The organism is Mesorhizobium sp. FG116, from assembly GCF_057809835.1.
Window position 1 is genome coordinate 127,551 of sequence record NZ_JBMDKS010000003.1, and the last position, 22,758, is coordinate 150,308.

The 22,758-nt window shown below is 62.4% G+C and carries 19 protein-coding genes; 7 read left to right on the forward strand and 12 right to left on the reverse strand.

The annotated features are described in order from the left end of the window. The first annotated feature begins 91 nt into the window (after positions 1-91). Together ACODTY_RS04235 and ACODTY_RS04240 are read left to right on the forward strand one after the other, a co-directional pair. A complete protein-coding gene (locus ACODTY_RS04235) occupies positions 92-571 on the forward strand; it encodes a DUF2852 domain-containing protein (RefSeq protein ID WP_488993035.1) in 480 nt (159 codons plus the stop codon). A gap of 197 nt (positions 572-768) precedes the next feature. Then, positions 769-1,524, forward strand: coding sequence for a M48 family metallopeptidase (locus ACODTY_RS04240; protein ID WP_488993036.1), 756 nt, complete (start codon positions 769-771; stop codon positions 1,522-1,524). A gap of 12 nt (positions 1,525-1,536) precedes the next feature. Here ACODTY_RS04240 and ACODTY_RS04245 read toward each other — a convergent pair whose 3' ends face one another. Beyond that, the gene (locus tag ACODTY_RS04245; RefSeq protein WP_488993037.1) at positions 1,537-1,755 is read right to left on the reverse strand and encodes a hypothetical protein; all 219 of its coding nucleotides are present in this window, start codon (positions 1,753-1,755) and stop codon (positions 1,537-1,539) included. Between the two features lie 382 nt (positions 1,756-2,137). Between ACODTY_RS04245 and ACODTY_RS04250 the strand changes: the two genes are divergently transcribed. The 5 genes from ACODTY_RS04250 (at position 2,138) to ACODTY_RS04270 (ending at position 7,316) form a co-directional block, all read left to right on the forward strand. Beyond that, entirely contained in the window at positions 2,138-2,800 is a 663-nt protein-coding gene (locus tag ACODTY_RS04250; RefSeq protein ID WP_488993038.1) for a phosphoribosylanthranilate isomerase, read from the forward strand. A gap of 82 nt (positions 2,801-2,882) precedes the next feature. Further along, positions 2,883-4,103: a tryptophan synthase subunit beta gene (gene trpB / locus ACODTY_RS04255; protein ID WP_488993039.1), complete on the forward strand. Its 1,221-nt coding sequence runs from the start codon at positions 2,883-2,885 to the stop codon at positions 4,101-4,103. Positions 4,104-4,131: 28 nt separating this feature from the next. Further along, on the forward strand, positions 4,132-4,947 hold the full coding sequence (gene trpA / locus ACODTY_RS04260; protein WP_488993167.1) for a tryptophan synthase subunit alpha: 816 nt from the start codon (positions 4,132-4,134) through the stop codon (positions 4,945-4,947). 44 nt (positions 4,948-4,991) lie between these two features. Next, positions 4,992-5,915 (forward strand): acetyl-CoA carboxylase, carboxyltransferase subunit beta, encoded by a 924-nt coding sequence (gene accD, locus ACODTY_RS04265; protein WP_488993040.1) that lies wholly within the window; start codon positions 4,992-4,994, stop codon positions 5,913-5,915. A 69-nt stretch (positions 5,916-5,984) separates the two neighbouring features. After that, on the forward strand, positions 5,985-7,316 hold the full coding sequence (locus ACODTY_RS04270; RefSeq protein WP_488993041.1) for a bifunctional folylpolyglutamate synthase/dihydrofolate synthase: 1,332 nt from the start codon (positions 5,985-5,987) through the stop codon (positions 7,314-7,316). A 15-nt stretch (positions 7,317-7,331) separates the two neighbouring features. On the opposite strand, the gene ACODTY_RS04275 is transcribed toward ACODTY_RS04270, so the two are convergent. The 11 genes from ACODTY_RS04275 to ACODTY_RS04325 form a co-directional block, all read right to left on the reverse strand. Continuing rightward, entirely contained in the window at positions 7,332-7,613 is a 282-nt protein-coding gene (locus ACODTY_RS04275) for a cupin domain-containing protein (protein ID WP_488993042.1), read from the reverse strand. A gap of 133 nt (positions 7,614-7,746) precedes the next feature. Continuing rightward, positions 7,747-8,070: a thioredoxin gene (gene trxA / locus ACODTY_RS04280; RefSeq protein WP_056243619.1), complete on the reverse strand. Its 324-nt coding sequence runs from the start codon at positions 8,068-8,070 to the stop codon at positions 7,747-7,749. Between the two features lie 73 nt (positions 8,071-8,143). Continuing rightward, positions 8,144-11,665, reverse strand: a complete 3,522-nt coding sequence (gene addA, locus ACODTY_RS04285) for a double-strand break repair helicase AddA (protein WP_488993043.1) — start codon at positions 11,663-11,665, stop codon at positions 8,144-8,146. Then, positions 11,662-14,793, reverse strand: a complete 3,132-nt coding sequence (gene addB / locus ACODTY_RS04290) for a double-strand break repair protein AddB (protein WP_488993044.1) — start codon at positions 14,791-14,793, stop codon at positions 11,662-11,664. Before addB ends, addA begins: the two co-directional genes overlap by 4 nt. Beyond that, positions 14,790-15,494 (reverse strand): nucleotidyltransferase family protein, encoded by a 705-nt coding sequence (locus ACODTY_RS04295; RefSeq protein ID WP_488993045.1) that lies wholly within the window; start codon positions 15,492-15,494, stop codon positions 14,790-14,792. The genes addB and ACODTY_RS04295 overlap by 4 nt, the downstream gene beginning before the upstream one ends. Before the next feature lie 20 nt (positions 15,495-15,514). Beyond that, positions 15,515-17,026: a tRNA (adenosine(37)-N6)-threonylcarbamoyltransferase complex ATPase subunit type 1 TsaE gene (gene tsaE / locus ACODTY_RS04300; RefSeq protein WP_488993046.1), complete on the reverse strand. Its 1,512-nt coding sequence runs from the start codon at positions 17,024-17,026 to the stop codon at positions 15,515-15,517. Positions 17,027-17,034: 8 nt separating this feature from the next. Further along, complete coding sequence (locus ACODTY_RS04305; RefSeq protein ID WP_488993047.1) at positions 17,035-19,584, reverse strand: sensor histidine kinase; 2,550 nt, start codon at positions 19,582-19,584, stop codon at positions 17,035-17,037. A gap of 195 nt (positions 19,585-19,779) precedes the next feature. Next, entirely contained in the window at positions 19,780-21,180 is a 1,401-nt protein-coding gene (gene ahcY, locus ACODTY_RS04310) for an adenosylhomocysteinase (protein ID WP_488993048.1), read from the reverse strand. A gap of 201 nt (positions 21,181-21,381) precedes the next feature. Continuing rightward, a complete protein-coding gene (locus ACODTY_RS04315; RefSeq protein ID WP_488993168.1) occupies positions 21,382-21,675 on the reverse strand; it encodes an HPr family phosphocarrier protein in 294 nt (97 codons plus the stop codon). A 2-nt stretch (positions 21,676-21,677) separates the two neighbouring features. Next, the gene (locus ACODTY_RS04320) at positions 21,678-22,079 is read right to left on the reverse strand and encodes a PTS sugar transporter subunit IIA (protein ID WP_488993049.1); all 402 of its coding nucleotides are present in this window, start codon (positions 22,077-22,079) and stop codon (positions 21,678-21,680) included. Between the two features lie 203 nt (positions 22,080-22,282). After that, positions 22,283-22,756 (reverse strand): HPr kinase/phosphorylase, encoded by a 474-nt coding sequence (locus ACODTY_RS04325; RefSeq protein ID WP_488993050.1) that lies wholly within the window; start codon positions 22,754-22,756, stop codon positions 22,283-22,285. Positions 22,757-22,758 lie beyond the last annotated feature (2 nt).

The following is a 22,758-nucleotide window of genomic DNA, read 5'->3' on the forward strand; positions in this document are numbered from 1 at the left end:
CGGCGGCGACCGTCTTGAATCGCCGTTTTTGTCTTCCCATTTCGATTTGAGCAGTCGGATCGGCTGCCTCCAACTGAAGGAACGGGAGAATATGAACACGACTGCACTGATCCGTCCGGCCTGGACGCCGGCGACCATCGCTTTGATGGTGATCGGCTTCATGGTGTTCTGGCCGCTCGGCCTCGCCATGCTTGCCTACATCATCTGGGGCGACCGGCTTGACGGCTTCAAAAGCGATATGAACCGCGCCACGGACGGCATCTTTGCCGGCTGCCGCCGCGGTGCAAACAAGGCGCATCGCTGGGGTCATGGTTCGGCCCGCACCGGTAACGTCGCTTTCGACGACTGGCGCGAGAAGGAACTTGCCCGCCTCGATGAAGAACGCCGCAAGCTCGACGAGATGCTGGCGGAGTTCGACGAGTATGCGCGTGAACTGCGCCGCGCCAAGGACCAGGACGAGTTCGATCGCTTCATGGCGAACCGCAACAAATCCACGGCCCCGACGACCACGACGGAAGACACCCCGAAGCGTCGTGGCGGCAAGCGCAACGATGACCTGCTTGACGACTGAGAAGTCCAGCAAGCGGTAGACATGAGCGGCGTCGCGAAAGCGGCGCCGTTTCTTTTTTGTTCTTTACCAGAGCAATTCCAGGAAAAGTGGGAACCGGTTTTCCGTCCGGAATTGCGTAGGAACAAGGCGTTAGAGCGGTTCAACGGTTCTGTTAAAATATGAACCGCTCTAAACCTCGAATCACGTATCGTGCCGCCATGTCCTTCGGCTTCTTTCGAAACCTCACCAAACCTGCGCCCGCCCCCGTCGAAGAGCGGGAGCATGTGGTCGCCGGGCGCTCGCTGCCCTTGCGAATCGTCGAGAACGATCGCGCCCGCCGCCTGACGCTGAGGATAGATGCCGGCGGGCAGGGCCTGCGCATCACCGTGCCGCCCGGCTTGCGCCGTGGCGAGGTCGAGAAATTCCTGCATCGCCATCAGGGCTGGCTGGAACAGCGGCTAGCCAAGGTGCCCGACCGGCCGCAGGTGCGCCCCGGCATCAAGTTGCCGGTTTATGGCGTGCCGCACATGATCGTGCACGAACCCGGCAAGCGCGGCACCGTTTCGGTCGGTAGCGACGAGAATGGCCCCACGCTCGTCATCCATGGCGACAGGGTGCATCTGCCGCGCAGGTTGACCGACTACCTGAAGCGCGAAGCCAAGCGCGAGATCGAGGCACTGGTCGAAAAGCACACCGCGAAAGTCGGCCGCAAAGCCAAGGCGGTGCGCTTCAAGGACACGTCCAGCCGCTGGGGGTCCTGCACGTCGGACGGCAACCTGTCGTTCTCCTGGCGCATCATGATGGCGCCGCGCCCTGTGATCAATTACCTCGTGGCGCATGAAGTGGCGCATCTGAAAGAGATGAACCACGGGCCGAAATTCTGGAAACTGTGTGAGGAGCTTTGCCCGGACACCGAGCGTTGCAAGGCCTGGCTCAAGAAGAACGGCGGCGCGCTTCAGGCGATACAGTTCTGAAACGGGCAATGCTCAGTCATCATTGGCGGCGTTAAGCTCGTCTGGCCGCAGCCTGTCGTCGGTGTGACGTGGCCAGGGCAGGAATTCCCCGTCGAAACCATCTTTGGAAAAATAGGCCAGCGCGCGGTGCGCTTCCGCGCCATTGAACGCGGCCTTGTCCATCAGATGTTCGATGACCGAGTGGGCCTGAGCGAGCTTTTCCTTCAGTTCGGCGACAGTCTCGGTTTTCATGGTCGTCGCTCCTGCCTTGAACATTGAAACTAGGTCGTGAACTCATAAATCTGGTCGAAATGGTGTGAGGCCATCTGCTCGGATACGCGAAGAAAGAGCGCAGGAAATGTCATTCATTTTCAAGCTCTTTCGACAAAGTAACCGGGCAGATGGACCACATCCCCATGACACCCATTTTGGGGACGCCGGAACGGCTGCAAGCTGCCGCGTCGAACCGCTCGGTCGATAAACCACATCGCCCTTCGCGCATCTCCTTGCATCTCTTTGCCGTTCCGGGCGCCATTTCGATCACATTTATGAGTCCACGACCTAGCGCGCTTGCTGCCATCGACAATAAGCGCTTTTCCTCGACTTCGCCGCCTTTTCATGGCAATTCGCAGGCATGAAGGTGCTCGACATTAAGATTTGCGGTTTGAAGACCGATGCGGCGCTGGCGGCAGCGCTCAGCGGTGGCGCGACGCATGTCGGTTTCATCTTTTTCCCGAAAAGCCCGCGCAACATTGCTCCCCCGGAAGCCGGCCGCTTGCGCAAGCTTGCCGGCGGCAAAGCAAAGGCCGTTGCCGTCACCGTCGATGCCGACAACGAATTTCTGGACACGATCGTCGCCGAAATGCAGCCCGACATGTTGCAGCTTCACGGCAGCGAAACGCCGCAGCGGCTCGCCGAGCTGAAATCGCGCTACGGCTTGCCGGTCATGAAGGCCCTTTCCGTTCGTGAACCGGCGGACCTTGCAGCCATTGCGGCTTATCGCGGCATAGCCGACCGCTTGCTGTTCGACGCAAAGCCGCCAAAGGGCTCGGAATTGCCGGGCGGCAACGGCGTCTCTTTCGACTGGACCATTCTTGCCCGGCTTGACGCAGACGTCGATTACATGCTTTCCGGCGGTCTCAACGCCGCCAATATAGGCGAGGCCATACGGCTTGCGAACCCGCCCGGCCTCGACATATCGTCAGGCGTGGAAAGCGCGCCGGGCATCAAGGATACGGCGCTGATCGAACAATTCTTCAAGGCCGTCCGGGCAGCGCGCAGCGACCGCGCGGCCTGATCAGCTAGTCAGACACACCTTGCAGCGCGCAACACCGGCCCCTACGCTGGACATGCTGCGAACGGAACTCTAGGAGATCGGCATGAACAAGCCGGCAATACCCAATTCCTTCCGCACCGGCCCTGACGACCAGGGCATGTTCGGCATTTTTGGCGGACGTTTCGTTGCCGAAACGCTGATGCCCCTGATCCTTGAACTCGAACGCCACTGGAACGAGGTCAAGGACGACCCGGCGTTCAAGGCCGAGTTGCAGGCCCTGTCCACCTTCTATGCCGGGCGTCCGTCGAAGCTCTATTTCGCCGAAGGCCTGACCCGGCACCTCGGCGGAGCCAAAGTCTATTTCAAGCGCGAGGACCTCAACCACACCGGCTCGCACAAGATCAACAACTGCCTCGGCCAGATCCTGCTTGCCAAGCGCATGGGCAAGAAGCGGATCATCGCCGAAACCGGCGCCGGCCAGCACGGCGTTGCCTCGGCAACGGTTGCCGCCCGCTTCGGCTATCCTTGCGTGGTCTATATGGGCGCCACAGACGTTGCGCGCCAAAGCCCCAACGTGTTCCGCATGAAGCTGCTCGGCGCGGAAGTCAGGCCTGTCACGGCAGGTCACGGCACGCTCAAGGACGCCATGAACGAAGCGCTTCGCGATTGGGTCACCAATGTCGAGGATACCTATTACCTGATCGGCACCGCCGCCGGCCCGCACCCCTATCCGGAATTGGTCCGCGACTTCCAGTCGGTCATCGGCACCGAGGCCCGCGCCCAGATCCTCGAACAGGAAGGCCGGCTGCCTGACGCCATCATCGCGGCGGTTGGCGGCGGCTCCAATGCGATTGGCCTGTTCCATCCCTTCCTCGACGACGCGGACGTCCGCATCATCGGCATCGAAGCCGGCGGCCGCGGTCTCGACGGCATCGAACATTGCGCCTCTATGAACGCCGGCAAGCCGGGCGTGCTGCATGGCAACCGCACCTACCTCTTGCAGAACGACGACGGCCAGATCCTCGACGGCCACTCGATCTCGGCAGGCCTCGACTATCCAGGCGTCGGCCCCGAGCATTCATGGCTGCGCGACACCGGTCGCGTCGAATATGTGCCGATCCTCGACGATGAGGCGCTGGAGGCGTTCCAGCTCACGACGCGGGTGGAAGGCATCATCCCGGCGCTGGAATCGGCGCATGCCATCGCGCATGCGATGAAGATCGTGCCGTCCATGGGCAAGGACCAGATCGTCATCGTCAACCTGTCGGGCCGCGGCGACAAGGACGTGCATACGGTGGCCTCGATGATGGGCATGGAGATCTGACGTGACGGATACCCGTATCGATCGCCGCATGGCGAAGCTGAAGGCCGAGGGCCGTCCCGCGCTCGTCACCTACTTCATGGGCGGCGATCCCGACTACCACACCTCGCTCTCGATCATGAAAGCCCTTGCCAGCTCGGGAGCGGACATTATCGAGCTCGGAATGCCGTTTTCCGACCCGATGGCCGATGGTCCGGCCATCCAGGCGGCCGGTTTGCGCGCGTTGAAGGCCGGGCAGACGCTCGCCAAGACGCTCAGGATGGCGGCCGATTTCCGCGCAGGCGACGACCACACCCCGATCGTCCTGATGGGTTACTACAACCCCATTTACATCTACGGCGTCGAGCGTTTCCTCAAGGATGCCAAGGGTTCCGGCGTCGACGGACTCATCGTGGTCGACCTGCCGCCCGAAATGGATGCGGAACTGTGCATCCCGGCACTCAATGCCGGCATCAACTTCATCCGGCTGGCAACGCCTACCACCGACGACAAACGCCTCCCCAAAGTCCTCGAAAATACGTCCGGCTTCGTCTATTACGTGTCAATGACCGGCATTACTGGCTCCGCGCTTGCCGACACCGGCAAGGTTACCGAAGCGGTCAGGCGCATCAAGAGCCACACCGATCTGCCGGTCTGCGTCGGCTTCGGCGTCAAGACGGCGGAACAGGCGCGTGCCATTGGCGCGTCAGCCGACGGCGTCGTCGTTGGCACGGCCATCATCAATGCAGTTGCCAATGTGCTCGGCCCCAAAGGTGAACGTACTTCCAATCCCGTCGAAGCCGTCGCCGCACTGGTGACGGAGCTTTCGAACGGCGTTCGCTCGGCCCGCCTTGCCGCTGCCGAATAGTTGGCCTAGGTGAAAAACGTGCAGTCGCGGACAGGAGCCTTACGATGAACTGGATCACCAATTTCGTCCGCCCGAAGATCAATTCGATGCTTGGCCGGCGCGAAATGCCGGACAATCTCTGGATCAAGGATCCGGAGACCGGCGAGATGGTCTTCCACAAGGACTTGGAAGAGAACCAGTTCGTCATACCGGCCTCCGGCTATCATATGAAGATCTCGGCCCGTGAGCGGCTGAAATTCTTCTTCGACGGCGGCAAGTACGAGGTTTTGGAAAACCCGAAAGTGGCGCAGGACCCGCTGAAGTTCCGCGACGAGAAGCGCTACGTCGACCGGCTCAAGGACGCAAAGTCGAAGACAAGTCTCGAAGATGCGGTCCTCAGTGCACAGGGCACCATCGAGGGCTTGCCTGTCGTCGTCACCGTGCAGGACTTCGCCTTCATGGGAGGTTCGCTCGGCATGGCGGCGGGCGAAGCGCTCATCCATGCATTCGAGACCGCCCGCAAGCGCAAGCGCCCCCTGATCCTTTTCGCGGCCTCCGGTGGCGCGCGCATGCAGGAAGGCATCCTGTCGCTGATGCAGCTTCCGCGCTCCACCGTTGGTGTCGATCGGCTGAAGGAGGCTGGCCTCCCCTACATCGTGGTCCTGACCAACCCCACCACCGGTGGCGTCACCGCATCCTATGCCATGCTGGGAGACGTCCACATCGCCGAGCCCGGCGCGCTTATCGGTTTTGCCGGCCCGCGCGTCATTGAGCAGACCATTCGCGAAAAGCTGCCGGAGGGCTTCCAGCGCGCCGAGTACCTCATGGAGCACGGCATGGTGGACATGGTCGTCTCCCGTCTCGAAATGAAGAAGACGGTTGCCAATCTGCTCAAGCTGCTGCTCAAGGTGCCGGAGAAGGCCAGCGCGCCTCAACCGGAAATCCTGCCGCCTGCCGTAACCTCAGGTGAAACGCGGCCCCGCGCCTGACCTCAAGGTGGTTATGACACGACTGGTCGGGGTGGTTTGCAACCGCCCTTGTCGATTCAAGGATTTGCCATGACAACGCTGAGTGCCGAGCGCGAAATCGAACACCTGATGACGCTGCATCCGAAAGGTTTCGACCTTTCGCTTGATCGGATTTCGCGGCTCCTCGAAAAACTGGACAACCCGCAGGACCGCATGCCTCCGGTCATCCACATTGCCGGCACCAACGGCAAGGGATCGTGCGCAGCATTCTCCCGCGCCCTTCTGGAAACGCAGGGGTACCTGGTCCACACCCATACTTCGCCACATCTGGTCAACTGGAACGAGCGTTATCGCCTCGCGGCCGACGGCGGCGGCAAACTCGTTGACGATGAAACATTCGCAGACGCCATCTCCCGCGTCGCCAAGGCAAATGACGGCCAGAAAATCACGGTATTCGAAATCCTGACGGCAGTCGGGTTCGTCCTTTTTTCGGAACATCCTGCCGACGTTGCCATCATGGAGGTCGGGCTTGGCGGGCGCTTCGACGCCACCAATGTGATCCGCAAGCCGGCCGTTTCGATCATCATGCCGGTTTCGCTCGACCACGAGGCCTATCTCGGCGATCGCGTCGAACTGATCGCGGCCGAGAAGGCCGGCATCATCAAGCGCGGCTGCCCCACCGTGATCGGCGCGCAGGAGTTCGATGCGGCGCTTGAAGTTCTCGTCGATACCGCAGACCGGCTCGACTGCCCGCTATCGGTCTATGGGCAGGACTTCCTTGCCTTCGAGGAAAACGGCCGCATGGTCTATCAGGACGACGACGGCTTGATGGACCTGACATCGCCGCGCCTGCCAGGCCGCCACCAGTTCGCCAACGCGGCCGCCGCAATCGCCGGCGTCAAGGCAGCGGGATTTGCTCTCAGCGAGCGGGCCATCGACCGCGCCATGGCCACGGTTGCCTGGCCGGGACGTATGCAAAAGCTGACCCAGGGCCTGTTGACGGAACTTGCCCCTGAAGGCTCGGAAATCTGGCTGGACGGCGGCCATAACCCCGGCGCAGGTGTCGTCATCGCCGAAGCTCTGGCGGAGCAGGAGGAAAAGAACCCACGGCCTCTGTTCCTCATTGCCGGCATGATCAACACGAAGGATCAGAGCGGCTATTTCCATGCCTTCAAGGGATTGGTGAAGCACGTTTATACCGTACCGGTGAACTTCAGCGAGTCCAGCGTGCCAAACGACGAGTTGGCCATCCGCGCCACTGAAGCCGGGCTATCGGCCGAGCCTGTAAGCTCGGTCGCCAGCGCCTTGCAGTTGCTGCGCGAGACATGGAACGAGAACGAAGTGCCCCCGCGGATCCTCATCGGCGGCTCACTCTATCTTGCTGGATCCGTGCTGGCAGAAAACGGCACGCCGCCGACCTGAGATCAGGGATAGCAGCTATTTCAGTTCAATCTCGATAAAGGCGTATTCGCCCTCATTGGCATTGATCACGTCGTGCTCGACACCTTCCTTGCGGAAATAGGGTACGCCCTTTTTCATCTCGCCGAAACTTTCGCCGTCCTTGGTGACCAGCTTCACCTTGCCGTCCATGAGAGGCACGACGACGTAGTCGTGGCCGTGGCGGTGCCATCCGGTGTTGGCACCCGGCGCAAAACGCCATTCGGTGACGACCACGCGGTCGTTGTCGACAAAGACGGTTGGTTTGGCTGTTCCAGTCATCGTCTCCTCCTGTTTCGCCTATGGAACGGCGGCAAGGAGCGTCTGCGGGAGTGCCAGCAACGAGAATTCTCCGCGCCAGCAAAAAGCCCGGCACAAAGGCCGGGCTTTCAAGCAGGATATCCGTCAGCGCAGGTCAGGCGACCGAGCCGCTGATCCAGTGAGACAGGGCAGTCTTCGGTGCCGCGCCGACCTTCATATCCGCCACTTCACCGCCCTTGAAAATCATCAGGGTCGGGATCGAGCGCACGCCGAACTGCGCAGCAAGTTCCGGGTTTTCATCGATGTTGAGCTTGGCAATCTTGACCTTGCCGCCGAGCTCGGCAGAAATCTCTTCGAGCGACGGGCCGATCATCTTGCAGGGACCGCACCATTCGGCCCAGAAATCCACCACAACCGGCTCCTTGGCATTGAGCACATCGGTCTGGAAATTGTTCTTGTCGACCTTGACGGTGGCCATTCGAAAATCCTCTCGGTTAGTTCGTTGCACCAAATGTGGTGGTGGTTGCTGCCTCATTCAAGCAGTTCTTGTGTCACGATGCCGTGAGTCGAGCAAGGGCATCTTCCATCGCCACCAGCGGCAGTTCGATCAGGCGCGGCGCTTCAGTGAAAAGCAGTGCAGCCGAAATCTGACGCCGCGGGTAGAGCGGCTTCAACAGTGCTCTATAGAGCGAAAGCTGCAGGATATAGGCGGGCGGTACCTTCTCAGGCGAGACCGGCGCCGGCCGGTTGGTCTTGTAGTCGACGATGAGGACCTTTTCAGGCGTTACCGCCAACCGGTCGATCTTCCCCGACACGACACGCTTCCGGCCTGCTATCTCAATACTTCCGGTGATGGCCACCTCCGCTCGCGAACCGTTGCCAAACAGGGGTTCGAAATGTGGGTCGGCAAGGATCATCAACGCTGAAGACAGCGCCTTGTCGCGCTCACCCGGTGGCCAGTCCGCGCCAGCTCGGCCAAGATAGCGCTCTGCGGCAGGAAGGCGCTGGTCCTGCGGAAGACCCGGCAACATTTGCAGCAGTTTATGCAAGGCCAATCCACGCAATATGGAAAAGCTCGGCACCGCTTCTGCTTCCAGCACAGGCGAAGACGTATCGACCGTGGCTTCAGCGGCTTCCTCGATGAGCGCGGAGGCGCCGGACGGTGACAATGGCCGTGGCAATTCTTCGGAGGCCGGCAATTCATCCCACAGACCGGGTGGCAAAGGCCCAAAAGCGGTTTGCTTGCGGTCGTCGTCGGTTCGGATCAGCGCCACCGGGGGCAGGCTGGTGACCCGGAAGCGATGAACCGCGTCGCCATCGGACGAGCGTATGCGCTGCTCGCTTTCCGGCGCGCCTGCGAGCGCCCGGCTGACGATGGAGTGCCACGTGCCGTCGCCTGGCGGGCGCTTGCCGTGATAGCCGCAGACGATGAGACGGTCCTCGGCACGCGTCATGCCGACATAGAGCAAGCGGCGGTATTCATCGTCGGCAAGCTCACGGGCGCGATCGGCCGCTGACCTGGAAATACCGTTGGCAATGTCGCTGCCTGCACGCCACAGATAGCCCTTGCCGTCCCAGTGCTCGCCAGATCCCTTGAACGATATCAGGCGCGGCAGATGCTGGTCGCTGAACGAGCGCGCACCACTGTCGATAAGGAACACGACCGGGGCTTCCAGTCCCTTGGCGGCGTGAACAGTCATGATGCGGACCTCGTTGCGGGTCTGGTCCATCTCCCGCTTAATCTCGGGGCCGGCGCTTTCCAACGTGGCGATGAAAGAGTCGAGGCCCGGCAGGCCGGTGCGTTCCTCGGCCAGGCAGAAATTGAGGAACTCATCGAGGATATCGCCAGCCTCCGGCCCCAGCCGCGCGATCATCTTCTTGCGAACGCCGTCACGCGCGAGAAGCCCGGCATAGAACTCGAACACCGGCTTGTAAGCGGCTTCTGTGGCCCAGGCATCGAGCCGCTCGGCCACTGCCTGCAAGGTGGCATCCGCCTCTGCCTGCTTGTGCAGCGACCTGATTAGCGAAACGCCCTTGTCCCTCTTGGCGGCAAGGTCGAACAGCCGTTCTTCGGAAAGGTCGAACATCGGCGAGCGCAGCACCGCCGCGAGCGACAGGTCGTCCTCGGGTTGCACGAGGAAGCGACCAAGCGCCGCCAAGTCCTTTACGGCTATGTGGCCGGGCAGGCTCAGCCGGTCGGCACCGGCCACCGGCACATTCTTTTCCTTCAGGCTCTTCGACAAGGCGTGAACGAAGCGGTCGCGCTTGCGCACCAGCACCAGAACGTCGCCTGCCTTTAGCAGCGATCCCTTGCCCTCGATCACCTCGCCGCCATCAATCCAATCCTTGATCGTCTGGGCAACACGCTCCGCGACCTTTACCGCCGGCGCGCTGGCGTGATTGACCGGCAAGGCCCAATCGTCGGGCTCATCGATCACATCGGCCCCGACCGTTGGCCACACTTCCACGTAGCCCGGTGCATCGTTGCGGATAGCCTTGTGGTCGAGCGGGTCGGGATCGTGGCTGATGCCGCGCCGCACGTCCGGATCATCGAACACACGATCGACCGCTTTCAGAACATCTTCCGAAGAGCGGAACGACCATGTCAGCTTGAGGTCGGCGAACTCGCGGCCAGAGGCCCGAACCTTGCCGGCAAACTCGTGCTTGCTGTCGGCAAAGGAATCGGGGGCCGCACCCTGGAAGGAATAGATTGACTGCTTTTCATCGCCAACGGCGAAGATGGTCCGCAGCATGTTGCCCCGGGCGCCGTCGCCGGCAAAGAATTCCTCCGTCAGTTTCTTGACCACGTCCCATTGCTCGGGACTGGTGTCCTGCGCCTCGTCGAGCAGTATATGGTCGATACCCTGGTCAAGCTTGAATTGCACCCATGCGCCGGCATCGGGCCGCCTAAGCAGGTTGATGGTGCGGGTGATGAGATCGTTGAAGTCGAGCAGGCCGCGACCGCGCTTCAATTGTTCATAGCGGGCGATCAACCAGTCGGCGATGGTGAGGGCAGCCCGCGTGGCCTTCAGCATTTGGAAAAGCGCGAGCCGGTCACACGCCTTGCTGATCGCCTCAACCGTCGCGAGATAGCGTTCCGGCAGGTCCGGAATCCGGGACAGAAGAGCCTTTCCGAACAGCCAGTCCGGCTTGTAGGCTTCGCCCTTGCCGCTCAGAAATGCGCGTCGCAGGATCGCCAATCGGCGCGCCGGGTCGCTTTCCGCAAAGCCGGCCAGTGCATCATCTATCAGGGACTCGCGGGCGCGGTTTGCCCCCACTTGCGTGGCCAGACCGTCGAGAGTGGCGAGGAAGGCCGGCTCGAAACCCGGCAGCGGCCATATAGCCGCCGCTATCGCCGCCTCGGTTTCATCGGGCGCAAAGCCGAACTCGTCGAACAGCGGCTGGAAGCCGGGGCTGGTTCCTCCGATGTCAGCGATAAACTTGCGCAAACCATCGCGCTTGCCGACGATTTCGGCAAGCAGGGCATCGAGCCCGGTTTCGCCGCCGTGCTCCAGAACGGTGGCGAACGCTTCCGCCAGTTCGATGCGTTCACCGCCGCTGACACCCGAAATCATGTCGCGCTTGGCGGTTGCGAACAGTGCCCGCTCCATTTGCGGATCGAGCATTTCGAAATGCGCGGCGATGTTTGCTTCCAGTGGAAACTGGTGCAGCACGGATTCACAGAACGCGTGGATGGTCTGGATCTTCAGCCCACCCGGCGTCTCCAGCGCCTCGGCGAACAGTCGCCGCGCCCGCCGCAGCGTGTCGCGATCCGCCGTCCGACCGTCCAGTGCCTTTATCCGTTCGGCGAGTTCGCCATCGGATAGTGTCGTCCACTGCGACAGCGTCGTGAACACGCGGTTCGACATGTTGGCGGCGGCCGCGCGCGTATAGGTCAGGCACAGGATCTTGGACGGATCGGTGCCGCGCAAGAGCAACCTTATGACGCGCTGCGCCAGAACATGCGTCTTGCCCGAACCCGCATTGGCCGACACCCACGCGGAATTCAGCGGATCGGAAGCGCGCGCCTGATTGACGGCAGTGTCCGTGGGGATGGGGTAGGTCTTCTTCATTCCTCCCCACCTTCCTGCGCCCCATCGCCACCTGCGGACCATTCGAGGACGCGCGCCAGATGGTCGTAGTCGTCGTCGGCTTCGCCTTCCCGGAACGGCAAAGCCCGCGACAGATAGCCGGCAGCGGGATCGGCATAGTGGACGAGAAGCTTTTCCAGCCGCGCCCAGGCATCTTCGGCGAGGTCGGACGCGGAACGCGGCTTGCGGTTGAGCTCGAGGATTGATTCTTCAGCCACATCGCCATTGGCCTTCAACCGCACGAAAGCCAATTGCGACGGCTCGCGCTTGCCGAGTTCGCGGAACGCACCGCGCCTCAGAAGCGCGGCTTCAAGCGCAAGCTGCGGCGACAGAAGCGTGTGCGCCTGCGCTTTCGAGGGCGAAGAGCCGGTCTTGTAGTCGAGGATGTCGGCCATGCCGCCGGCCAGAAGATCGATCCGGTCGGCGTAACCCGACAGCGTGACGCCGGAGCCGCCGACTTGTGTTCGCTCCGCATGTTCCTCGGCAAAACGCCGGCTGACAGCGGCGGCGCGCTCACGCTCCCAAATGATGATGTTGACCGCGAGTTTTTCGAAGCGCGGCCACCAAACCGCCTCGACATCCTCGGGCAGCGCGGCTTCGGCAAAACAGGCCCGTCCGGCATCGAGAAGAAGGTTCAGCGCGTCGGAGGCGCGCGGATCGGTAGTCGTCGTGGAGAAGCGGTGCAGGATGGCATGGAAGAGCGTGCCACGCTCGGCTGCGCCCGGATCACGGATCACCGGGTCGAGAGGGTAAAGCCCAAGTATGCGCCTTGCATAGACGGCGTAGGGGTCGCGGCGCAGCGTCTCGATCTCGGTGACGGAAAAATGCGTCGGCCGGAATTCAATCGGAGGCGTGGGCTTCGGCCGCGGGGCAAAGTCAAGGCGCTCACCCGTATCGAGTGTGCGCGCCCAGGAAAGCAGTTCCTCGCCGCGCCTGCGCATGGTGCCGGTGTGCTCCTCGCCGACGAAAGTCAGGATGCGCTGGAGCCAGCGCGACGGCACGGCAGGGGCATCGCCGGAGCGGGCAGCGCGTGTGAGCACGACCTTGCCGGCACCCATCGCCATCTGGAAGTCGTGCGCGGCAAGGCCGACGCGCCGCTCCGGCGGCTCAAGGTCGATGCCGGTCTTCATCAGCCGCGACATGAAGCGGTCGCTCTCCGGCTTTCGCGGCCAGATACCCTCGTTGAGCCCGCCGACGACCAGCGTATCGACATGCTGCAATCGTGCTTCCAGAGCGCCCCAGATGGAGATGGCCTTGTCGGTACCGCGCCCGGGCTTAACCGTCTCCGGGGCCAAAAGCGCCTCCAGAACATCCGGCCATTCATCCGCGGCGAAGTTGAAGGGCGCAGAAACGGCAATGAAGTCGCGCAGCACCTCGGCCAGCTTTTCGCCCGCATCGCCATCATAGAGGCGGGACAGACTGCCATCGGCATCACGCCCGAGCGCTTCCAATGCCGTGACGCTGGCTTCGGTCAGCGCCGCAACATCAAGGTCGGTCTGCGTGCGCAATGCAAGCAAGGGTGAGAGGCTCTCCACCAGCCTGGCGACGACGACCTGCGCCTGTTCGATGCGGCCAGCCGAGAACCGCCTGAACCAGAACGGCTCGCGCCGGCCCTCGCCGGGTGCGGCGAGCCGCTGTTCGAAGTGATGCGTCAAGGTGGCGATATCCGGCCGCCCGGTTCCACCGCGCAAAGCGACCAGTTCGACCAGTTCGGCGGCACGGCGTACGACGCTGCGTTCAAGGCCAAGCGCCAGCAGCGGATGCTTAATGAGCGCCAGCAGCGCCACCGGGTCTCCGGGCTGGAAAACGCAACGCACCATCAGGCGCAAAAGTACGGCAGCAGGCATGTTCGCCAGCGACGTTCCGCCGGAATCATCGGCCACGATGCCGAAGCGCAACAACTCGGCTGAAACACGGCGGGCGAGCGCACGGTCGCCGGTCACCAGCGCGGCGTGTTGGCCGGGGGTTTCGATTGCCCGGCGCAAGGCGATGGCAATTGCCACCGCTTCGTCCCGCTCGGTGGCGGCCTCGACAATCGTCACCCCATCAAGCGCGGTGGCTACGTCCCCCTCGCTGAACCGGCTGCGGGTTTCTGTCCACAATTCGGTGGTTTCCGCTGGCCGCAAGGCCTCGCCGACCAGCCTCGCCCGCATGGAAAGCGCGCTGTCCAATGTCCCGATGTCGGCCACGTCGGCGCGCAGGACGCCGATCTTGCCGAGCAGCTTCATCAGGCCGTATTGCGGATGGCCGAGCAGCGCCGGCCGCGCGCCCTGTTCCGAGATCGCCGAGAAGGACGGCTCGTCCAGTGCCTGGTCGAGACCGGGCAGGACCAGCGCACCATCCGGCAATCCGGCAATCACCTTGAGCAGTTCGGCAGTGGCCGGAATGGAGCCGGTCGATCCGGCGGCGACGACTGGCCCCTTCGGTGGATTGCGCTTCAGCCGCGCGGCCTCCATGCGGATCAGCATGCTTCGATGCGCAGCGGGATTGGACCTGTCCCTTTCGGCCAGAACGAGCGGCCAATGCTCTGTCGCGATACCGAGGAAGTCGAGCGTAACCTGCCACCAGCCGGCAAGGTTGCCGGTGACCAGTCCGGCAAGCTTTGCCCAGTCCGAACCTTCGGTCTCGACCTCGTCCATCAGCCGGGCCAGATCGCGCGCCAGCCAGATCGCGTCGGCGGCGGAAGCGGGAACGAAGATTTCTTCATTGAAGCGCTGCGCCACTTCTGCCGGCAGTCGCCGCTTCCACGCCCGCACCAGCGTTCCGAGCAAAAGCAGCCGCTCGGTCGATCCAATCGGCGGTGATAGATCGATGGAGGCCGCACCACCGGAAGAATCGAGTTCGAAAACCCCGTCTTCCTCGTCAACTTCGCCAAGCGGCAAGATGGTCGGCAAGATCGCCGACCCTCCGCCGATCATGTCCGCAAGCACGCCCCGCAGCGCACGTGCCGCACGCCTCGTCGGCACGTAGATGGTGGCGTCGGCCAGCGCCAAAGGATCGCCGCCAAAACGGAAACCCGGCACAAGCGACCCCGAAAGCAGCGCCTCGGCCAGGGTTGGCAGAAAGGGCGCGCCGGGAGGAATGGAGAAAACGCGGCAGGCGCCGCTCATGGCACCCCGGCCAGCGCGCGTTCGACTGCCGCCTCGGCGAGCGGAATCGCATCGGGCGTTCCGACCGTTATCCAATGGCCATGCATGGTCATGCCGTGCAGGCGGCCCGCCGCAATGGCGCGGTCGAAATAGAGGTTGAGCGAGTGGGGGTTATCGGCTGCACCTTGGAAAATGCGCGGATGGACGATGGCCGCCCCTGCGTAGATCACGCCCGCAGGATCGCCTTTCGAACGCTGAAGACTGCCATCGGGCCCAATCAGGAAATCGGTGCCGCCACTGTGGCCGGTCGATGAGGCAAGGTCTGCAAGCATGAGCAGAATATCCATCTTCGCCTCGTCCCAGGCAAGGGCAAGGCGGGCCAGATTGGAGACACCGCTGTCGATCCAGAACGTATCGGCATTGACGATGTAGAAAGGGTCCGGCCCGAGTTCCGGCAGCGCCCTTACAATGCCGCCGGCGGAGTCCAGCAGCAACTCGCTTTCGTCCGAAATCACAACTGCGGGTGCCTTGCGGGTGGCCACATGATCGACAATCTGCTGCGGCAGGTAGTGGACATTGACCACCGCCTTCTCGACACCGGCAGCGGCGAGGCTGTCGAGGCCCCAATCGAGCAGCGTTTTTCCGGCGACCTTCACCAAAGGCTTCGGCATCGTGTTGGTGATCGGCCGCATGCGCTTGCCAAGACCTGCCGCGAGAACCATCGCTGTTTTCGGGGCTGAAGTCACAGGTCGCGTTCCTCCAGCAGTCCGTGCTTTTCATAGAAGGCGTGCATGTCCGCCAAGGCTGGATGGGCCAACGCCCTGCGCAGATAGTCGCGAATACGGGGCAGGTGCTTCAGATAGGCGGGCTTGCCGTCCCTGCGATCCAGCCGCACGAAAATGCCGAGAATCTTGGAGTTCCGCTGTGCGGCCATCAATGCATAGGACTCTCGAAACGCCTCTTCGTCAAACGGACCGGCAGCATTTCGCGCGGCAATGTAAGCGGCGAGCGTCACCTGTTCGATTGCCGGCGAAACGGTGACGCGCGCGTCCATCGCCAGCGAGGCAACGTCGTAAGCGGAAGGGCCGATCAGCGCATCCTGGAAATCGACGATGCCCAACCGGTCATGGCCGGTGCGGTTACCGCGCCAGATGATGTTGGGGGAATGGAAGTCGCGCAGCATCAGGCTGTATTCCCGCCCGGCCAGCCGGTCGAGTGCGGCATTCCATTGTTCATGATAGCCCGCGCGCAAGGCATCACCCGCCGGCGCGCCGGTAACGGCGGGAACATACCAGTCAACCAACAGGTCGGCCTCAATCAGCATGGCATCGCGGTCGAATGGGGGCACGTCATGGACGACGCCCGATGCGACCTCCAGCCGTTGCGGCCACAAGCGGCCATGCATCATCGCCAGAAGCTCGCCCGCCGCCGCATAACGCCCGGCTATCGGCCTGCCTTCGCCGTCGAGAAAGCTCCCAGATCCGAGATGCTCCAGCAACAGAAAGCCCTGATCGAGATCCTGCGCATAGATTTCGGGAACGGTCACCCCTGCCGTGTGCAAGGCGAGATCGACCGCAACGAAGGCGGCCACCGATTGCGCCGTATGGGCGATCTCGGCATAGGGCTTTCCATCCCTAACCGGCGGCCCCATCACCAAGCGAGGCGAATTCATCAGGACGCGCGGGGACGATCCGTCCTGCGTGACGATTTCATATGAGCGGGCGGATGCATCGCCGACGAAGTGACGCCTTTCGGCATAACCCCAGCCTGAGCGTTCGAGAAAGTCGCGCATGGCAAAAGACCGGCTGATGCGCTCAAGCGCAGCGCCCTTTCCAGACAGGCGGATATTTCGACCGTCATTCAGGTGCTCAAGTTCGATCCATACGGCGTCCGGCGGCAGGCGGTTGCCCGCCCGCTCAGGCCATTCGACCAGCGCTGCACCTTCTGCAAGTCCATCTTCGAAACCCAGCTCATCGAGTTCCGCCTCTGAGGAAAGCCGGTAGAGATCGAAATGATGGACTGGAAAACGCGCCTCGTAACTTTGCACCAGCGTGAAAGTGGGGCTTGGCACGTCCAGTTGCGCATCATCGGCCAAGGCCCGGATCAAGGCCCGCGCCAGCGTAGACTTGCCGGCGCCGAGATCGCCGCGCAGCGCCAGCACATCGCCGGGACGCAACGCCATGGCAAGGTCTTCGCCCAGCCGTTCAGTTGCGGCGGCATCAGCGAGGAATATCTCGATGAGAGAACCCGGCATACGGCGGACTACTCGGCCGCTTCACGGATACCCGAAGGTTGGTCCGGGAAGACGCAGACCACGGTGGTGCCCTTCCCCTTGCCCGTTTCGATGCGAACGCTGCCGCCATGCAATTCGACGAAGCTCTTGACGATCGAGAGGCCAAGGCCAGCACCACGGCGGCGTCCGCCATTGACGCGCGATTCAAAGCGATGGAACACCAGATCCAGCACATCAGGCGGCATGCCCGGCCCGTCGTCATGGACGGAAAACTCGATGCCGCCCGCCGTCTGGCGGCAGGTCAAGGTGACGGTGCTGGACGCCGGCGCATAGTTCGCCGCGTTGATCAGCAGATTGTAGAGGATCTGGCGGACGCGCACCTCGTCGCCATGGAAGCTCGCGGGTGCGGCAGCGGCGTTGATCTCAAGCCTGATCGCATGTTCCTGGAGGCGCTCGGCGACCAGCTCCGCAGCGGACGAAATGGCGCGGTCGACCTGCACTTCGGAAATCTCGAGCTGCATGATGCCGGCATCGACGGTGGCCAGATCGAGGATGTCGTTGACGATCGTCAGCAGCACGGACGACGACGAGCCGATATGTTCGACATATTCGCGCTGCCTGGTCGAAAGCGGACCCGTGGCGGGCAGCGAAAGCAACTCCGTGAAGCCGATGATGTTGGTGAGAGGCGAGCGCAATTCGTAGGAGACGTGCTGGACGAATTCGTTCTTGAGTTGGTCGGATTTCAGGAGCGCTTCGTTCTTATCCTTCAATGCGCGTTCGACATTCACGCTATCGGTGACATCGACGAAGGTCGTCATAACCTGGCCGTTGGGAAGATGGATTACGGCATAGCGCAGCACGCTTCCCGAATTGAGCTCCGTCTGGCCATGCCGGTCGCGGCGTTCGTCGTCAAAGCCGGTTATGGCGGCAACAAAGCCGTTCCACGGGCTGTCCTTGGCGCGCCGGTCGCACAGGTCGCGTATTACAGAAACGTGGCTGTTCGGCACCACGGTGTCGATATCAAGACCCCACAGCGACGCGAAAGCCGGGTTGGACAGGCGCAGCCTGCCATCCGGCCCGAACACCGCCACGCCTTCGGCCAGATTGTCGAGCGTTTCGCCCTGCACCCGCACCGCCGTCTGGTAACGGCTTTCGAGATCGATCTTTTCGGTCAGATTCTCGAACACCCAGGTGACGCCGCCCTTCGGCTGCGGATTGGCAACGACGCGAATGGTCTTGCCGTCCGGCAGATGCCACCAGTGTTCCTGCGGTTCGACGGAGCGGTAAGCGGAGAGCAGCGTATCCTTCCACCGGCGCCATTCCGGCTGTTCGGCGAGCTTGCCTTCGCTGCGCAGCCTGTCGAGCAGCATGGCGTGATCGGGGCCGCTGTGCAGGAAGGCATTGTCGAGGCTCCAGAGCTTCTGGAACGCCTGGTTGAAGAAGCGCAACTTCTGGTCCGTATCGAAGATGGCTACGGCGGTGTTGAGCTGGTCGAGCGTGTCGGCGTGGCTGCGCACCGTGCGTTCATATTCCTCGCGCACCGTTTCAATCGCGCTGACATCGCAGGCAAGGCCGGCGGAGCCCTCGGGGCCGGAAAAGTCGGTCACGGTAAACTTGCGCCGGTCGCCTTCGATCACTGTCGAAAGCGTCTGTTCAAAGACCGCATGCGCCTTGTGCTGGTCGGCAATGGCGTCGAGCGACTGGCTGCCGAGGAATTCCTTTTCCTTGCGCACGGCCTCGTCCGGGTCGGACACTTCGACGGCTTCGGCATAGGCCCGGTTGACCCATTTCAGCCGACCATCGGCCGCGCGCAACCACAACGGCATGCCGAGCGCATTGCACAGGCCGAGCAGCGTTTCATGCTCGCTCGCCAGCCTCTGGTTCTCCAGCTTCAGCCTGGCCTGGCTGCGCTGCGTTTCCGACAGCGAGATGAACCGGACCAACGCATGCGCCGCACTTTTGCGACCATGTATCTCGATCGGGGAGCCCGTCTGGGTTTCCGCGACCAGCTCAAAGCCTGTACCCTTCTCGCGCAGGGTCGCCAGGCCGTGTTCCAGTGCTGCCGCAGAGCGGGGCATCAGCCAGCGCCCGAACGCCAGGAAAGCGGCACGGTCGTCCGGCGCGCCGGTATCGAGCGGCAGCGAGCCGATGATCTCGGGTTTCTTGTTTTCCGATGCCCAGACGACGATGCGCTGGTCGCGCAGGTTGAGCAGGGCCTCCGAGCGCTGCAGCGAGGCATTGAGGTCGGCTACGCGGGCTCGCAGTTGCGCGTTTTCGGTCGCGGTGCGCTGGCGCTCGCGAATGAGGGCGACGGCCGAAATAAGGGCCGCACCCATGACGCCGACGAATACGGCGAGCTGGATGACTTCGACGGTGCCGATAGATGCTATGGCTTTCCTGGATACTTCCTGCGCGTGGACGGCGAGAGTCGTGACCGGCAAGATCGCAGTCGAACCCACCAGCCACGCCGCGAATCGACGGCAAACCCGATTGCCGCGCAATGGCAAGCGCCTGTTGCTCGAATCGTTGCGGCCGCCGGAAACGGCCTTTCCCGCGTTTCGCGGGTCTTCCCCCGGCATGTCCTGGTCCTCTCCGCCGCCTGAATGCAAGACCGCCGTGCAGCGAGCCCCGCCCCGTGCCCGGCTTCAACGCATCGCGAATCACCTCACAATACCGTCTCGCCGAATCGCCGTGAAGCCGCGCGGCGCGCAAAAATAACGCCGGGCGATTTGTCAATCGCCCGGCGCTACATGTTGTGCTAATTCTTGCTATGGTTAATAGCGGTAGTGTTCCGACTTGAACGGACCCTTCGGCGTGACGCCGATATAGGCGGCCTGCTCGTTGGAAAGCTCGGTCAGCTTGGCGCCGAGCTTGTCGAGGTGCAGCTTGGCGACCTTTTCGTCGAGATGCTTGGGCAGCACATAGACCTGGTTCTGGTAGGTGCCGGGCTTGGTGAACAGCTCGATCTGGGCAAGCACCTGGTTGGTGAACGATGCCGACATGACGAAGCTCGGGTGACCGGTGGCGTTGCCGAGGTTCAGCAGGCGGCCTTCCGAAAGCAGGATCATGCGCTTGCCATCGGGGAAGGAGATCATGTCGACCTGCGGCTTGACGTTGGTCCATTTCAGGTTGCGCAGGGCAGAGACCTGGATCTCGTTGTCGAAGTGGCCGATGTTGCCGACAATGACCATGTCCTTCATCGCGCGCATGTGGTCGAGCGTGATGACGTCCTTGTTGCCGGTGGTGGTGATGACGATGTCTGCGCCCGGTGCCGCGTCCTCGAGCGTGACCACCTCGAAGCCGTCCATCGCGGCCTGAAGGGCGCAGATCGGATCGACCTCGGTTACCTTGACGCGCGCGCCGGCTCCCTTGAGCGAAGCGGCCGAACCCTTGCCGACGTCGCCGTAGCCACAGACCACAGCCACCTTGCCGGCCATCATCACGTCGGTGCCGCGGCGGATGCCATCGACGAGCGATTCCTTGCAGCCGTACTTGTTGTCGAACTTCGACTTGGTCACGGAATCGTTGACGTTGATTGCCGGGAACGGCAGCAGGCCCTTCTTCTGCAACTGATAGAGACGGTTGACGCCGGTGGTGGTTTCCTCGGTCACGCCGCGGATGGCTTCGCGCTGCTTGGTGAAGAAGCCCGGCGTTGCCGCCATGCGCTTCTTGATCTGGGCAAACAGGATTTCCTCTTCTTCGCTGCCGGGGTTGGACAGAACGTCCTCGCCGGCCTCGGCGCGGGCGCCGATGAGGATGTACATGGTGGCGTCGCCGCCATCGTCGAGGATCATGTTGGAGAGCCCGCCGTCGGACCACTGGAAGATCCGGTCGGTGTAGGTCCAATAGTCTTCAAGCGTCTCGCCCTTGATGGCGAAGACGGGAACACCGGCTTCGGCAATGGCGGCCGCGGCATGATCCTGCGTCGAGAAGATGTTGCACGAGGCCCAGCGGATATCGGCTCCGAGCGCCTTCAGCGTCTCGATCAGCACTGCCGTCTGGATCGTCATATGGAGCGAGCCGGTGATGCGCGCGCCCTTCAACGGCTTCTTGTCGCCGAACTCCTCGCGGCAGGCCATCAGGCCGGGCATTTCGGTCTCGGCTATCTCGATTTCCTTGCGGCCCCAGTCGGCCAGCGAAATGTCGGCGACCACGTAATCCTTGCTACCTGTCATGGCAGTGCTCCAGAGATTTGTTGTTTTCAGGCGCCTGTGCCGCAGCATTGCCGGCCAGCGCGAATTGGCCGCTTGACTACCAGATCGCGGCCAAAACGACAACGGGATATAAAGAAATCTTTATTCGTGCATGTTCCAAAGCATGATCCCGAAAATCGGATTCCGGTTTTCGGAAAAGTCATGCTCGAAGAAACAGAGGGATCAGACCTCTTCGCCGAAGCGGCTGGCGACGAGTTGCTCGAGCGCATCGATGGCGGCGACGGCCTCTGGACCTTGAGCCATCACCCGGATCGAACAGCCCGGGCTGGCGGCCAGCATCATCAGCCCCATGATGGAAGTTCCACCAACCTTGACGCCATCCTTCTCGACATCAATCGTGGCATCGAAGCCGCTGGCAACCTGGACAAACTTTGCCGAGGCCCGCGCGTGCAGGCCACGCTGGTTGATGATCCGCATGTCACGGAAAACCTGTACGAGGCTGGCGTCGGCATCCATCGTCATTTGCTCGCCAAAAGCTGACTGGCAACGTTGATGTATTTGCGTCCGGCCGCCTGCGCTTCGTCAAGCGCCAGCGCCATGTTGTCGGACTTGCGCACGCTTGAAAGCTTGATCAGCATCGGCAGGTTCATGCCGGCAATCACTTCGGTGCGGCCGGCTTCCATCACCGAAATCGCGAGGTTGGAAGGTGTCCCGCCGAACATATCGGTCAACAAGATGACGCCGGAGCCGGTATCGACACGCGCCACCGCATCGACGATATCGCGGCGGCGCTGCTCCATGTCGTCGTCGGCGCCGATTGCAACGGTCTCGAAGAGTTCCTGCGGCCCAACAACATGCTCCACCGCAAGGCGGAACTCGGTCGCCAATTGACCGTGCGTAACAAGCACGAGTCCGATCATAATCTGGTGGCTCCCGTCATGGCCTCTTCACAAGCGCTCTTTATGCTCGCCAGCCTAGCGGGCGGCGGGAGCGCTATCTTGTCGACACCGGGCACGTTGACAAGCCCAAAAGTGCGTCACCGCGGGCCATTTTGACGCATTGCAGCATGAAATCGGGCAATTCCGGCCATGCTCCTGCCCAAATTCGTTTCATCGACAGCGCTTCATGCGTCGCGGCGAACAACCATACTTAGTACGATTTGCAGTGCCGCAGGGACGTTTCGAGCCGGGACCCTGATTTTCGGAATCGAGCACCCATCAACGCTCAGGCTGGCCTCGCCCTGAAAGCGTTCCGTTTGGCCTTCGACCAACTCCAGGCAGAGGTCGATCACCGCCGATCGCTCATAGGCCACAGGCTGCGGCCCGATGCCGTGGACTTCGGCAAGACCCGCGATGGAGGCCGGTGCGCGGCAAACCACTCGTGCCCCCTTTGCCGATAGGAATACTTGGTCATCCGATATCAGCCGCGCGAATTGGCTCACGCCGGCGAAATGGTCGAGCAAGGCGAGCGCCAGGGTCGTCTTGCCCGCCCCCGACGGCCCCATGACCAAAATACCGCGATCACCGATCAGCACGGCCGTGGCGTGCAGATTGCGCGGCTGACCACCCTGCGCAAACTCCCCATCTCTGGATGGCATGG

Coding starts and splice junctions, on each gene's coding strand:
- ACODTY_RS04245 (WP_488993037.1), bottom strand. CDS start 1,755: ATGAAAACCGAGACTGTCGCCGAACTGAAGGAAAAGCTCGCTCAGGCC.
- trpA (WP_488993167.1), top strand. CDS start 4,132: ATGGCGAAGCTGAAGGCCGAGGGCCGTCCCGCGCTCGTCACCTACTTC.
- ACODTY_RS04295 (WP_488993045.1), bottom strand. CDS start 15,494: ATGGTTCTCGCGGCAGGTCTTGGCAAGCGCATGCGGCCGATCACCAAC.
- tsaE (WP_488993046.1), bottom strand. CDS start 17,026: ATGCCGGGTTCTCTCATCGAGATATTCCTCGCTGATGCCGCCGCAACT.
- ACODTY_RS04275 (WP_488993042.1), bottom strand. CDS start 7,613: ATGACTGGAACAGCCAAACCAACCGTCTTTGTCGACAACGACCGCGTG.
- addA (WP_488993043.1), bottom strand. CDS start 11,665: ATGAAGAAGACCTACCCCATCCCCACGGACACTGCCGTCAATCAGGCG.
- trxA (WP_056243619.1), bottom strand. CDS start 8,070: ATGGCCACCGTCAAGGTCGACAAGAACAATTTCCAGACCGATGTGCTC.
- ahcY (WP_488993048.1), bottom strand. CDS start 21,180: ATGACAGGTAGCAAGGATTACGTGGTCGCCGACATTTCGCTGGCCGAC.
- trpB (WP_488993039.1), top strand. CDS start 2,883: ATGAACAAGCCGGCAATACCCAATTCCTTCCGCACCGGCCCTGACGAC.
- ACODTY_RS04270 (WP_488993041.1), top strand. CDS start 5,985: ATGACAACGCTGAGTGCCGAGCGCGAAATCGAACACCTGATGACGCTG.
- ACODTY_RS04325 (WP_488993050.1), bottom strand. CDS start 22,756: ATGCCATCCAGAGATGGGGAGTTTGCGCAGGGTGGTCAGCCGCGCAAT.
- ACODTY_RS04305 (WP_488993047.1), bottom strand. CDS start 19,584: ATGCCGGGGGAAGACCCGCGAAACGCGGGAAAGGCCGTTTCCGGCGGC.
- addB (WP_488993044.1), bottom strand. CDS start 14,793: ATGAGCGGCGCCTGCCGCGTTTTCTCCATTCCTCCCGGCGCGCCCTTT.
- ACODTY_RS04235 (WP_488993035.1), top strand. CDS start 92: ATGAACACGACTGCACTGATCCGTCCGGCCTGGACGCCGGCGACCATC.
- ACODTY_RS04250 (WP_488993038.1), top strand. CDS start 2,138: ATGAAGGTGCTCGACATTAAGATTTGCGGTTTGAAGACCGATGCGGCG.
- ACODTY_RS04320 (WP_488993049.1), bottom strand. CDS start 22,079: ATGATCGGACTCGTGCTTGTTACGCACGGTCAATTGGCGACCGAGTTC.
- ACODTY_RS04240 (WP_488993036.1), top strand. CDS start 769: ATGTCCTTCGGCTTCTTTCGAAACCTCACCAAACCTGCGCCCGCCCCC.
- accD (WP_488993040.1), top strand. CDS start 4,992: ATGAACTGGATCACCAATTTCGTCCGCCCGAAGATCAATTCGATGCTT.
- ACODTY_RS04315 (WP_488993168.1), bottom strand. CDS start 21,675: ATGGATGCCGACGCCAGCCTCGTACAGGTTTTCCGTGACATGCGGATC.